The 14,778-nt window shown below is 51.5% G+C and carries 5 protein-coding genes; all 5 read right to left on the bottom strand.

What is annotated here, in order from left to right; translation table 11 throughout:
• Positions 1-11: 11 nt before the first annotated feature.
• Positions 12-7,142 (bottom strand): type I polyketide synthase, encoded by a 7,131-nt coding sequence (locus tag F0L74_RS24155; RefSeq protein ID WP_149840480.1) that lies wholly within the window; start codon positions 7,140-7,142, stop codon positions 12-14.
• 1,031 nt (positions 7,143-8,173) lie between these two features.
• Positions 8,174-9,637, bottom strand: a complete 1,464-nt coding sequence (locus tag F0L74_RS24150) for a TolC family protein (protein ID WP_149840479.1) — start codon at positions 9,635-9,637, stop codon at positions 8,174-8,176.
• A 16-nt stretch (positions 9,638-9,653) separates the two neighbouring features.
• Positions 9,654-12,806, bottom strand: coding sequence for an efflux RND transporter permease subunit (locus F0L74_RS24145; protein ID WP_149840478.1), 3,153 nt, complete (start codon positions 12,804-12,806; stop codon positions 9,654-9,656).
• 28 nt (positions 12,807-12,834) lie between these two features.
• Positions 12,835-13,956 carry an efflux RND transporter periplasmic adaptor subunit gene (locus F0L74_RS24140; protein WP_246197804.1) on the bottom strand — a complete coding sequence of 374 codons (1,122 nt, stop codon included), beginning with the start codon at positions 13,954-13,956 and terminating at the stop codon, positions 12,835-12,837.
• Between the two features lie 244 nt (positions 13,957-14,200).
• Positions 14,201-14,656, bottom strand: a complete 456-nt coding sequence (locus tag F0L74_RS24135; RefSeq protein ID WP_149840477.1) for a hypothetical protein — start codon at positions 14,654-14,656, stop codon at positions 14,201-14,203.
• Positions 14,657-14,778: the final 122 nt, after the last annotated feature.

Raw genomic sequence — 14,778 nt, 5'->3', positions numbered from 1 at the left:
TGCTGTTTTTTTCAAAAGGTGATACTCCCCGCCATGATCAATACCTGGCTTTCGTTGCCATATTTCAGTTCATCAATAAATGTTTCCATACCATCTGTTAGGGGGATCAGTGCAATGCCCCTGCGCTCGTATTCTTTTTCCAGCGAGGCGGATACCATGCCGGCGCCTTTCCACGGGCCCCAGTTAATGGCCATCACCTTGGCTTTGAGCTGCTGTTGCAATACCCGGGCATAACGGTCCATTACGCTGTTGGCGGCAGCATAGTCAGTTTGTCCGCGGTTGCCGTATACAGAGGCTACGCTGGAGAACAGGATCACAAACTGCGTGTCCGCTTTCAGTTGTTCTGCCAGTACACGCAGCGGTGTTACCTTGGTAGAAAATACGCGCTCAAAGGATTCCGGCGTTTTCTGGTGGAACAGTTTATCCTCCAGCAGGCCGGCGCCATGCACTACGCCATCTATACGGCCATACTCCTTGTACACGCCTTGTATAAAGGCGCGCAACCCATCTGCATCACGCAGGTCAAGGGAGTGGTAGCTTACCGTAGCGCCGTTATGCTCCAGTGAGCTAAGGGTTTGCAGGATCTGGTTATTCTTATGGATCTCTGCCGCGCGTTTCTCTATCTCCGCCGGCTTTTTCAGTTGCCCCTGTGATACCAGGTACTGGCGGATCTCGTCTTTGGTTTGCAGGGATGCATAGCTTTCCTGCGCTACCTTACGCGGATCGGGGGAGCGGCCCACCAGGATATAATGACAGGGATACTCCTTGGAAAAGCGGATCATCAGCTCTGCAGTAATACCTTGGGCGCCGCCCAATACCAGCACTACAGATTGTTTGTTCAGCTGTATATCCGGCGTGCCGCCAATGGTGAGCTGTGAGGGTACCGGTTCCCTGGTTTGCCGCGTGTTGTTATGATAGATCACTTCTGCAGGCCCTTCCGGATGCAGGATCTCATCCAGCGCAATGGCGGCTATCCTCTCCGGCGTTAGTTTATCCGCCAGGTTGATGGTACGGCATTTGGTATGTTCATATTCTTTATCCAGGCTTTTAAAGAAGCCGGTATAGCCCTGGAAATGTTGTAACAGTTGCAGGTCCGCATCCTGGCCCAAATGGCCGTCAAAATCGGAAAGAGCATATACCCATTTCACTTTCTCAAAGTCCAGCTTCTTTACCATGGAGAAGGAGCTGATGATATCGTTCCTTTTAGGGGAAGAGAAAATATCCAGTATAATAAGACCTTGATAAGCGTCCAGCGTATCCGTATCATGGATAATATTAGCCGTGGCGCCCTGTGCTTCCAGCAGTTGCTGTATCGCAATGGCCACTGGTCCGCCATCGTCCGTAATGGCAAATCTTATCCCGGCCAATTGTGCATGATCTGCCGGTTGCAGCAGGGATGGCGTTAGCTCAAAACGCAGGCGGGAAAGCTGTTCTTTTTCTACCCCATTTACAAAGCCCTGCTCTATGATCTTAAGGGCTTCCTGTACCGGTTCAAAATGGCTGCGGGTATTTTCTACCAGCCAGTTGATCAGGCCCTGTAAGGTTTTGATGGCGGCCAGCTGTTCCGTTAGCTCTTCGCCTTTATTAGCGGCTTGTTGCAGGCCACCCAGGCGGGTCTTTAGCTCGCCTATGATCTCCATACGTTTTATGGAGTCTATGCTCAGGTCTGCCTCCAGGTCCAGCTCAAGACCCAGCATATCTGTGGGGTAGCCGGTTTTTTCACTGACAATGTTAAGCAGGATGTTTTGTAGCTCAGCGTCGCTCCAGCCTTTGCTGGCCGGATCTGTAGGTGCAGCTATTGCTTCCGTTGCTGCTGGTATTTCTGCCATCACCGTGCCTGCGGTCACGCCCCCCGCCGCTTCACCGCCATTAGCCGTTAACCAATCCACCAGACCTTTCAGCGTCTTGATAGCCGCCAGTTGTTCCACCACGGCTTCATCACTGCTGCCATTGCTGTTAAAACCACCCAGGCGGGTTTTCAGCTCGCCAATGATCTCCATACGTTTAATGGAGTCGATGCTCAGGTCTGCTTCCAGGTCCATTTCCATACCCAGCATATCTGTTGGATAGCCGGTCTTGTCGCTGATCACCGCCAGCAGGATAGTTTTTACATCTTTCACCACTACTGCAGCCGGTGTGATAACCGCACCGTTAGCAGCGGGATGATGGCCATTACCATTGCTATAACTGCCGTTGGTATAGCCGTTGCCATTACTGTACGCGCCGTTGGTATAAGCATTGCCGTTGCCACTGACCGGCGTTTGTACCGGGATGGTTTTGCGCGGCGTAAGGTCCGGCAGTTCCGTGTTATTAAAATGTTGTGGTGTATGGCCCAGGTAGCCCAGTATCACATCCCGTTGTGCCTGTACAATGTGTTTTACGCTATTCAGGTAAGCTGCTACCATCTGCTCTGCGCCGCCCTGGTTAATAACCACCGTATTGGGCGTAGCCGTGCTTTTAAGCTGCAGCGGCGTTACAATAGGTAATGCGCCATGAGCCGGCAGCTTACCAACAGCCGGTACGGCCAGCTGGCCATTTACATGCCAGATGGTGCTGCTCTTTTTATATTGTTCCGGCGCATCGAGGTCCAGGTTCCGGGCGGCGCGGCTTTCAAATAGTTTGTCCAGCTGTACGGCGCGTCCGCTGGCCATATATTTGGCAATGGTATGCAGCAGCTGCGAAATGCCTGGCTGGTCCTTATCTTCTGTATGCAGTATCAGATCATCTTCGCCAATGATAGCCCTGGTAAGATTGCTTAACACCTTACCTGGCCCCACTTCAATGAATATACGGGCGCCCTGTGCATACATCTGTTCTATCTCTTCTGTAAACTTCACCGGCGCTACCAGGTGGTTGGCCAGTCTTTCTTTGATAGCCGCAGGATCTGTAGGATATACGGCCGCTGTGGTATTAGACCATACCGGCAGGGCAGGGGTATTAAATGTAACATCGCTAAGCGCCTCACTGTACAGCGCTTTAGCGCCTACCAGTAAAGGGCTATGGAAAGCGCAGGCTACTTCGAGCGGCTGGAAGGAGATATGCGCAGCCTGTAATTTCTCTGACAGGGCTTTGATAGCAGGCGTGGTGCCCGCCACTACCCACTGTAAGGGCGAGTTATGGTTCACCAGCCACACATCTTCCACATCGGTAACCGCCTCTTTCAGTATTTCTTCTTTACAGCTGATGGCCAGCATTGCGCCTTTATCTGCGCCTACGGCGTCCAGTATGGCGGCCGCGCGTTTTTCGCTCAAGCTGGTCAGCTGGTCTTCTGCAAATACTTTCGCAAAACATAAAGCGGGCAGCTCTCCGTAGCTATGCCCTGCCAGCATATCCGGCACAATGCCCAGTTCCTGCAGGAAGCTGGCAATGGCCATATCTACAATACCCAGCAGGGGCTGCGCCATACGGGTATCTTTGATCGCAGCTTTCTGCGCTTTAGCAGTGGCTTCATCAAACACAGCCGGGGGAAACAATACCTGTTCGTACTGCGGTTTATCCTTTAACAGGCGGCGCATAGCCGGGAAGGCTACAAATAGGTCGCGGGCCATATTCACACGCTGACTGCCCTGTCCGGGGAACAGGAAGGCTACTTTACCCTCGAGCTGCTGCGTAATGTATACGCCATTGGTAGCAGCGCCAGATAAAGCAAGGTCCAGCTTCAGCAAAAGATCTTCCGGGCTGTCTGCTACAATACACAGCTGCACGGGCGCTGTTGGGTGGTATTTATAAAGGCTGTAAGCGATATCTTTCAGCGGTAGCTGATCATTCTTTTCCAATAAGGCTTTTACTTGGTGCAGTCCTTCCTGTGCCGCGGCATAGCTATCGCCCCGGAATACAAACAGCTCTGTTGGCCAGGCGCCCAGGGCCGTAGCCGGCTGGGGCACACTGTGCTCATTTTCTATTACCGCATGGAAATTGGTGCCGCCAAAACCGAAAGCGCTGATGCCGGCTACCCGTTTATCTTCCGTCCATATGCCGGCCTGTGTATTAAAGGCGAAAGGGCTGTATTGTGCGTTGTAGAAACTATTAGGCGTTTTCAGGTGAAGGGTAGGCGGTTTTACGCCATGGTATACGGATAAGGCAGCCTTAATAAGGCCAGCCAGACCGGCGGCGCATTTAGTATGGCCTATCTGCGTTTTAACAGAGCCCAGGTAGGTTTGCGCCCGGGTGGCCCCGGAATGTAACAGCATGTCTGAAACTGCGCCTAGTTCCGTTTTATCGCCTACCACAGTGCCGGTGCCATGCGCTTCCAGCAGGCCTATAGCCGCGGGGGAGATACCTGCCTGCTCATAGGCACGCTCCAATGCGCGTGTTTGCCCGGCTTTACGCGGCGCTGTGAGGCCAAGGCTCTTACCATCGCTGGAGCCGCCCACGCCTTTGATCACCGCATAGATCGTATCTCCATCACGTTTAGCGTCGTCATATCTTTTCAGTACCATCATGGCAATGCCTTCTCCCAGCGTGGTGCCGTCTGCATTGGCGTCAAACGTGGCGCACTTGCCCTGGCGGGAGAGGGCATGGGTGCTGGCAAACATCAGGTAGTCATTAATGCTGTTGTGCAGGTCTGCCGCGCCGGCTATCACCATGTCTGATTTTTCCATTACCAGTTCCTGGCAGGCCAGGTCAATGGCAGCCAGGGAAGAGGCGCAGGCAGCATCTACGGTATAGTTACGGCCGCCCAGGTCCAGGCGGTTAGTGATACGGCCAGAGATCACGTTGGCCAGCACGCCGGGGAAAGAGTCTTCTGTTAATTTAGGCAGCGCCTCGTCCAGCTCTGGCGGTATCTCGCCAAAGATCTGGGTGAACAGGGAGCGGAAGCCATAACTATTGGCCAGGTCTGTACCTGCTTCTGTGCCAATGATCACGGATATATTTTCGCGGTTTATGTTCAGCGATCCATAACCGGCATTATCCAATGCCTGTTTGGCCACCAGTAAGCTTAGCAGCTGAGAAGGATCGATGGCTGCCAGTGATTGCGGCGGTATACCAAATTGTACCGGGTCAAAATCTATTTTGGGAATAAAACCACCCCATTTGGAAGGTGTTTTCTCTCCGTTGTTAGAAGCAGGATCATAGTACAAGGACTTGTTCCAGCGCTCATCCGGCACTTCCGTAATACAATCCTTACCCATCAGGATATTACGCCAGTACTCTTCTATATTCCTGGCGCCGGGGTAAATACAGGCCATGCCCACAATAGCCACATTCAGCGCTTTTTCCGGCGCTTGTGGCGCTACGGGTAGAGCGGCGTCCTGTATCAGCGTATAATTGCCTTCCGCTACGGCGCTGTGTAAATCTGCAATGGATACGATCCGGTCACGTAGGGCGGCCACCTGGCCTATCATATACATGCCGGACTGCAACTGTTCTGTTTCCGCAATGGTTACCAGTTCATCGCCCCGGCGCTCTATGCCTTTGGCGGCTATACGCAGGCGGCCTACATTCAGTTGCTCCAGTTGCGCCCAGATCTCTTTTTTATCTACGCCTGTATTTTGCAGGCGTTCTTTTTCTTCGCTAAACTGGTCTGCAAAGGGAGTATACAGGCAACGGGTCTCATGACCGGGAGCTGTTTCCAGCAGGATGGTATCTTTTTGTGTAATAGCCTGTTCCTGGAACTGTGGCAGGATAGCGCCACTGCTCACCGCTTCGCGGGTATAGATATAAGCGGTGCCCATCAGCACGCCCACCTTTGCGCCCCTGGCTGCTAACGGCGCCGCCAGTACGGCAATAAAGGCCGCGGAAAGCGGATCGTGTATACCGCCTGCAAAGAATACGCTGAACTGTTCCGGGTTTTCTTCCTGCAGCAGGCGCGTTACCTGCCGCTCCCACAATACCAGGCTGGATAGCGGGCCTACGTGCCCGCCGCATTCCCGGCCTTCAAACACAAAACGTTTAGCGCCTTCTTTAATGAACATATCCAGTAAGGAAGTAGAAGGTACATGCAGGAAGGTCTTGATACCATCCTGCTCCAGGGCTTTTGCCTGTGAGGGCCGTCCGCCGGCTATCAATACGATAGGCGGTTTCTCTTCCCTGATATAGTTAATTTGTTCTTCACGTAACTCAGGCGGCGCAAACCCCAGTATACCCACTCCCCAGGAACGATCCCCGGCCAGGGTTTTGGTATCCCGGATCAACGCGCGCGCAGCTTCTCCTTTTAATAAAGACAATGCTACAAATGGCAACCCGCCCGCATTGGCAACATCCGCGGCAAATGCGGGTACATCGCTTACACGGGTCATAGGGCCTTGTGCAATGGGGTAGGGGATCTGCAGTTCTGTAGCCAATGCATTACCGGGACGTAATACATTTAATGCTTTGGCCTGTTGTAAATGGCCATGGGCTGCTTCCTGCAGACCAAACACCAGGCGGCTCAGCTTTTTGAACCGCTGTGCCAGATCTATACCAATGGCTATATCCTGCCCAAGCGGCAGATAACCTTTGTCAAGGTCTAATGTATCGAGATAAGGTACAAGCGCTGTCTGGCTGATCTTTTCCGGCAAAGCGGGCGAGTTCGGGCGCACTAATACCCGGTAATGATCAACTACGCGTGTTTCATTGCCATTCAGCTTCTCACATATATTTTTAATGGGCGCGGGCGCGCTGCACTCCGGGAACAATACCAGCTGGCTGTCCAGCACCACGCCGGTAGCGCCTAAAGCAGCTGCAGCAGCGGCGGTATGTAAACCTATACCTCCCTGTACCCAAATATCCAAACCGCTTATTTCGCGGATAATCCGTTGAAAGAGTATAAAGGAAGATTCATCGCTCACACTGCCTGCGCCTTCATTGCCTTTAATGATAATACCATTCGCATGCGCAGCTTTGGCTTTATGCGCTTCGCCTACGCTGAATATCTGATAAAATAACTGTACATTTTTGGGCAGGGTAATTTTCATGCCATAGGGCATGATGGCCAGTGATACTTGTGCCGGTAGGGTTATGCCGGCAAGGCGTTCATCTGTAAAGCATACGCCAAAGGGGGCGTCAGTTCGTGCAGTAAGGGTGGCCAGCGCTTCGAGTGCCTGCTGCTTATCACGGCCCAGTTGAAGTACAGGGAAGGCTTTGGCTTTGAGCAGTGCCAATACAAGCCCTACGTCCGGTTTTTCAAAGGGAGTAGCTCCGATAATTTTCATTTTTCCCATGATTTAGGTTTTTCCCGGCACGACAATTCACTGGTTAACATGGTGTGTATTCAGTTAACTGCAGTAATGTTAATGTTTGTACCGGTAGATTCTTTTGTGGCTGTCGGTAAATAGCGGTTCCTATTATTCCTATATATACGGTCTAACTGGCTGGTTGGGTTGCAATTATATCATTATTATTTTTCCACAGCTTTATAGGTAAAACCAGTCCAGCACTGCTTTAAGACAAAGCAGTAACGGTCTTTCAATTGTTCAAAAGAGCATGAAATTAATATGGCCGTATTTAAAAGATATAGTCCTTGAATATAAAATCCTATCTGTAAAATTCACACGTATGCATGTTGTTCACATGTTCTTTAACAAGTCCGGTTACAATAATAGATATTCACAATAGGAATATTTTTGCTAGTCCGGCTGTTGTTCAAAGGGAGCTGCTAAAACAAGTATGTACGTAATTTCACGGTTAGTGACTCGAAAAGAATTTAGGTTCATAGGGCATCGTTTGTGTATTTCGTACATGAAATTACAAAAAAAACAAAATGTTGTCAGTGTTAGTTGTGTTATCAAAACATGTTCTCCATTCCTGTTAAGAATATATTATTTTGTCATATCCGTAGATGCTTAACTGGAAAGGAATGATGAGGATTTATGTAGCGGGTTTATTTATTATTAACTTTTGTAAGAGGGCTATTACATGAAATATAGCATGTAGAAATCTCCAGATTGGCCGCCACGTATAAACGCAAACAAGCAACACAGATATACGTAGTCGCAATCGATCGCAATGCAGGCTGGATGGTTGTTGCAACGAGCATGATGGATGATTGTCTTGTATACAATTGTTAAGCGGGTTGCTTAAATGAGTAGTGATATTTGTATCAATGAACGTTAGATAAAGGCGTTGGACAGCATGTAGCAGATGTGGGTAGTCAATCGTCACAAAAGTTAATCGATGATCATATAAATAATGGATCGATAGCCGCCGGCGCAATATAACATGCTGCACCAACGGCTACCGGTACACTATTATATTACATCCATCCGCCGCCTAATGCCTGGTACAACCGTACCGTTCCGGCCAGCACTTCCCGGCGTGTGTGTATTAACGCCAGCTCTGCCTCCAGTACGCTTTTCTGTGCGGTGATGATCTCCAGGTAAGATGCATAACCTCCCAGGAACAGGTCATTAGCGGTAGATACCGCGCTTTGCAGCACACCTACTTCTTTTGATCTGAGGGCTAATACCTGCCGCTGGTTATACACATTACCCATGGCTACGGCTACCTCCTGGTAAGCCTGCAAGATCTTTTGCTGGTAATTATAGAAAGAGATCTTACCCCCTGATTCGTTAATGCGGTACTGCGCCTGCAGTTGTTTTTGATTGAATAGCGGCGCCGTAATGCTGCCTAGCACACCATAAGCAAAAGAAGCGGGCTCTAATAATAATCCTGCCTTAAACGCATTGTATCCCGCATAAGGTGTAATATTCAGCGAGGGTAGAAAAGCGGCCCGCGCCGCGTTTACATCCGCCTTCGCTGCGGTCAGCTCCAGTTCCGCCTGTTTTATATCCGGCCGGTTGATCAGCAGGGAAGCAGGTACGCCCGGTTGCCAGGCGGCTGCCAGGGTATCCACTGTAAGCGCTGAAGCGCGGGCCACCGGTTGCGGAAAGCGGCCCAGCAGGTAGTTCAGCTCTGTTTCTACTGCCAGCATGCGCTGACGGGTGGCAAACTCCAGGCTGCGGGTATCCAGCAGCTGGGCTTCAAATTGCTGGCTAGCCAATAGGGTGGCCTTACCGGCAGACTGTTGTATCTGCACGGTGGCCAATGCAGTTTCCTGCAGCGTTATATTCTTTTGGATAATGGCCAGCTCATTATCCAGCGCGATGAGCTCATAATAATGCGCCGCTACCGCGGATACGAGCAGGGTGCTTACCAGGCGTTGGCCCTGTGCGCTGGCCAGGTATCTTGCCTGTGCGGCATATTTACGTTGCCGCAGCTTACCCCACAGGTCCAGCTCCCAGTTACTGCGTAAGCCCAGGAACAGATCTGGCGTAGGGCTTTCCGGTACATGCTGGTCTTTGCTGATGTTAGAGGAAAGGTTCGTATCAAAATTGCCTACGCCGTTCATGGTATACTTACCATACTTATCTATTCCGGCGCTGGCATTAATATCCAGTGAGGGCAGCCAGGCCCGCCGTGCTGCCAGTAGTACGGCGCCGCTGATCTTTACCTGCTCCTTAGCGGTCATCAGTTCATAATTATTATGCAGCGCGGTGTCTATGAGCGCGCGTAGCTGCGGATCCTTAAAGAATTGCTGCCAGGGTTGGTTACCAATACCGCTGGTATCAACATCACTAAATGCTGTATCCGTGCCAAAAGCAGCCGGCAATGATTGTCCCGCCGGGGTCACCAGCGGTTGCGGCAGGCGGCAGCCCAGCGCTGCGGATAACAACAGCGCCGGGGCATATTTATATATAGAGAAACAGTTTTTATTCATAACTCAAATTATCTGGTTAAACTTGCGCGGCCGCTATGGCCTCTTTTTGCTGTTGTTTCCGCGGTGGCTTGCGGGTAGCGGCGGCAAACAATACATACAACCCCGGTATCACCAGCACGCCAAACACGGTGCCTATCAACATACCTCCTGCAGCGGCGGTGCCAATGGAACGGTTACCCATAGCGCCTGCGCCACTGGCCACACAAAGGGGGATAAGCCCCGCAATAAAGGCAAAGGAGGTCATGAGGATGGGGCGTAAACGGCTCACCGCTCCTTCTTTGGCGGCTTCCAGCGGCGTTAATCCTTCCTTGTTGCGCTGAATGGCGAACTCCACGATCAGGATAGCATTCTTGCCCAGCAAACCTATCAGCATGACCAGCGCCACCTGCGCATAGATATTATTCTCCAGTCCCAACAGCTTCAATGAGAGGAATGCGCCAAATATGCCCGCTGGCAGGGATAGCAACACCGGTAGCGGCAGCAGGAAGCTTTCATACTGCGCGGCCAGTAACAGATACACAAACACGATGCAGAGCAGGAAGATGTAGATGGCCTGGTTGCCGGACAGGATCTGTTCCCGCGTCATACCGCTCCATTCATAACTATAGCCCCTGGGCAGCTGTTTGGCGGTTTCCTGTATGGCCTTGATGGCGTCTCCGCTGCTATAACCGGCCGCGGCATCGCCGTTGATCATAGCGGCGGTATACATGTTATAACGGGTCAGCTGTTCGGGGCCGTACACCCGTTCCATGCGGATGAAGTTAGAGAACGGCACCATCTCGCCCTGGTCATTCTTCACATACAGGTGCAGCACATCCTCTGGTCTGGCGCGGTATTGGGGCGCTGCCTGCACCATTACCTTATACATCTGTCCAAAGCGGATAAAGTTGGAAGCATAATAGCTGCCCAGTAATGTCTGTAGCGTATTCATGGCCGTTTCAATGCTTACGCCTTTCTGCGCGGCCCTTTCCTGGTCTACATGTATCAGGTATTGCGGAAAGCTGGGATCAAAACTGGTAAAGGCATTGCCGATCTCCGGCCGCTTTTCCAGCGCCAGTATAAAATCATTGGTCACCTTGGCGGTTTGCTGCAGGTTACCGGTACCGGTCTTATCCAGCACGCGCAGCTCAAAACCGCTGGCATTACCAAAGCCGGGCACTGTTGGCGGCGGAAAGAATTCAATGCTCGCGTCTTTGATATGCGCTACTTTTTGCTGCAGCTTTGTTATCAGCTCCGTTACAGACTCCTTCCGTTCTTCCCAGGGTTTCAGATTGATCATACCCATACCATAAGAAGCGCCGGCCACTTCATTTACAAGGCTATAACCCGCAAGGGTAGAAGCAGATTCTACTGCGTCCATATCTTTGGTGGCGGCATATACCTGGTCCAGCACTTCCTCTGTACGTTCTACGGTAGCGCCGGGCGGCGTGGTCACGTTCACATAGATCATGCCCTGGTCTTCTGATGGTATAAAGCCAGAAGGCAGTACCGCGCTTACGCCCCAGGTGGCCAGGAAGAAGAACAGCAGCAATACCACGGTAACAAAACGCCTGCCGGCAATAACACCTATCAGCCGCCGGTAGCGGCCTGCGGTGGCTTCGTACCCGTTGTTGAAACCACGGAAGAAACGTTGCAATGGTCCTTTACGTCCCGGTTCGCCATGGGCATGTTTTAACATCAGCGCGCAAAGCGCGGGCGTGAGGGTTACCGCATTAATACCGGATATAACAATCGCAAAGGCCAGCGTAAGGGAGAACTGCCGGTAAAATACCCCTACAGGGCCAGAGAGGAATGCTACCGGTACAAACACGGCAGACATCACCAGCGTAATGGCCACAATGGCGCCGCTGATCTCCCGCATGGCTGCCAGCGTGGCTTCCATGGGCGGCAGGTGCTCCTCCGTCATCTTTACGTGCACGGCCTCCACCACCACAATGGCATTATCCACCACAATACCAATGGCCAGCACCAGCGCAAACAGCGTTAACAGGTTAATGGAAAAGCCCAGCAGCTGCATAAAGCACAATGTGCCTATCAATGCCACCGGTACCGCCAGCGCGGGAATAAGGGTGGAACGGAAATCCTGCAGGAACAGGAACACCACCAGGAACACCAGCAGAAAAGCTTCAAACAACGTACGCACTACCTCGTGTATAGATGCATCCAGGAAACGGGATACGTCATAGTTAAAATTATAGGTCATACCCGGCGGAAAGGAGCTGGCCTTTAATGTAGCCATACGGTCTTTTACGTTCTGTATCACTTCCCGTGCATTGGAGCCGGGCCGCTGTTTAAGCATGATAGAGGCAGATGGTTTACCATTCGTCTTGGATACCATGCCATAACTCAGCGAGCCAAATTCCAGCTCCGCTACATCCTGCAGGCGTAGCATAGAACCGTTTTTCTCCGTGCGCAGGATAATATGGGCGTATTGGGAAGGCTCAAAGAATTTACCGGTATACCGCAACACATATTGCAGCAGCTGCGGCGATTTATCAGAGCTCTCGCCGGTTTTACCCGGCGCCGCTTCTATATTCTGCCTGCGGATGGCGGCGATGATCTCCTCTGTAGAGATATTGTACGCCAGCATACGGTCCGGTTTCAGCCACACGCGCATGGCATATTCCTTAGCGCCCATGATCTCTGCAAAGCCTACGCCGTCAATACGTTTGAGCTCCTGCAGCACGTTAATGTCCGCAAAATTGTAGATGAACTGCTCGTCCAGCCGGGGATCATCGCTCATCACATTCAGGTACAGCAGCATACTGTTCACCTCTTTTTCCGTGGTCACGCCGGCTTTGATCACCTCTTCCGGCAGCTCGTCAATGATAGTGGCTACACGGTTCTGTACGTTTACGGCTGCCTGGTCCGGATCAGTGCCTACTTTAAAGAAGATCTGTATCAGCGTAATACCGTTGTTACTGGATACAGACGACATATACGTCATACCCGGCACGCCGTTAATGGCGCGCTCCAGGGGAGTGGCCACCGCTTTGGCGCATACCTCTGCATTGGCGCCGGTGTATTTGGCGGTCACTGTTACAGAAGGCGGTACAATATCCGGGAACTGGGTAACGGGCAGCGTAAACAGCGCCAGTAAGCCTACGAGGGTTATGATCAAAGAGATCACGAGCGACAACACCGGCCGCTTTATAAAAGTATCAAACATGTTTTTCTCGTTTTTGGTCCGGGAACGCTTACATTTTCAGCAGGCTGTCCAGCGGAATGTTTACAGGATGTATGTGCATGCCGTCGCGTATGCTCTGGATACCCTCGCACACGATCCGCTCATTGGGCTGCAGCCCTTCTTTTACGATGTAGCAGTTGGAAAGCCTTGCGCTGGGCGAAATGCTGCGCATGCTCACCTTGTCGCCATCACCTACTACAAACACATAGTTTTTGTCCTGCATTTCAAATACGGCTTTCTGGGGGATGATCAGCGCGTCATCCAAAGTGTTCTCCAGCTGGATATTGCCGGTCGCGCCATGTTTCAGCAGCCGTTGCGGATTAGGAAAGCGGGCGCGGAAGGCGATAGCGCCCGTGGAGGACTCAAATTCCCCTTCTATGGTCTCTACCTTACCCGGCCATGCGTAAGGCGTGCCATCAGCCAGTATAAGACCTACGGTCTTGTTGCTGGGCCCTTTATGTGATTTCTGGTATTCCAGGTACTCTGTTTCAGATACATTGAAATAGGCGTACATCTCATGCGTATCGGACACGGTGGTGAGCAAAGCGCCGTCTTCTACCAGGCTGCCGGTTTTTAGAGGAATACGGTCAATAATGCCGTCAAATGGCGCGCGTACATCCGTATAACCCAGGTGCATGGTGGCCCTGCTAACGGCAGAGCGGGCTTCGTCTACCCGTGCATCTACCGCCGCCAGCCGTGCTTCCGCTACTTCCAGCTCCGTAGTGGCGATCACTTTTTTCTCTACCAGCAGTTTTATACGCCGCGCATCTACCGCGGCTGCTTTGGCTTCTGCAATAGCGCTGCTTAAATTGGCGTTGGCGGCGGCCAGCTGCGCCTTATATTCCTCTGCGTTAATGGAGAAAAGCAGTTGTCCTTTAGTGACATGCTGTCCTTCGTCTATATAGATCTTTTCCAGGAAGCCGTTCACACGTGCCCTTACTTCTACATTCCGCACGGCCTGCAAACCGGCTACATAGTTGTGTTTTAATAAAGTGTCTTTGACCGCCAGGCGGGTGACGGGGAAAGGCTGCGCCTCTTTTTTGCCGGCGTCTGTGTTGCCGTTGGTGGTGCATCCATATACGGCTATCGCCGTCCATCCTGTTATGATCCAGAAATAACGCTGCATGTTCATGAGCCTGTTTTTAGTTGATGCGCTATAGGGAAGCGCCGGTTAAGAATATGAATAGCTGTACTGCCGCTGTGGCAATAGCGTGGGCATAGTTATCCGGGCGCGTGATCGCACGCCGCAGATGGCAAATGTTTATTTGCAATAAGTCCCCTGTATCATACAGCCATAAATGACTATGTATGACAAACCAATGCCCTTGCGCTTTTCAGCGGTTACAATCGAAGCGGTGTATAAAAGGAGAAGCGGCTCAAAACAAGGTGAACCGGAAGAGGAAGGTGTAATAGGCTGGCAAAAAGCAATCATGCCATTGATACTCGCCGCCTTTGTTTTCTTTTACCTGTACATAATAGCCCTGGCGATCATCCTGGTACAAGATGCGTGGGCTGCAGCTGAACTGCTGCGTGGAGGCATTGAGGTAGTACCGTTGTTTACGCGGTTTTGGATGACTGGCGCGTAATACATCGGCTGTTTCACCGGCGGCTTCTTCGGATAAGATCTCCGATACCGCATGGGTGAAAAGCGTATCGGTAAACAGCTGCTGCGAAGCGGATACCTGCTTCTGATGTGCCGTGGCAGGCATTTGCAACGCGCCGCTGTCCGGGAAAAGACCCACTACCTGCCGTAAGCTGAGCAACAGCATACAGCATAGCCACCTGAATGGTATGTGTTTCTTTTTCACCATAGTTCGCAAAACTGTGGACATGTTCCACAATTGATGCCGCAAAACTAAAAATTATACCGCTGGGATCAAAGCAAAAAAAGTATAAATGGTAAGTATAGATGCACAACTTAACAGTTCTTTCACAAGCCGGCATCACACAAAAA

The organism is Chitinophaga agrisoli, assembly GCF_008386695.1.
Lineage (GTDB): Bacteria > Bacteroidota > Bacteroidia > Chitinophagales > Chitinophagaceae > Chitinophaga > Chitinophaga agrisoli.
Note: the sequence above shows the minus strand (reverse complement) of the source record. Positions and strands in the feature narration are given on the sequence as shown.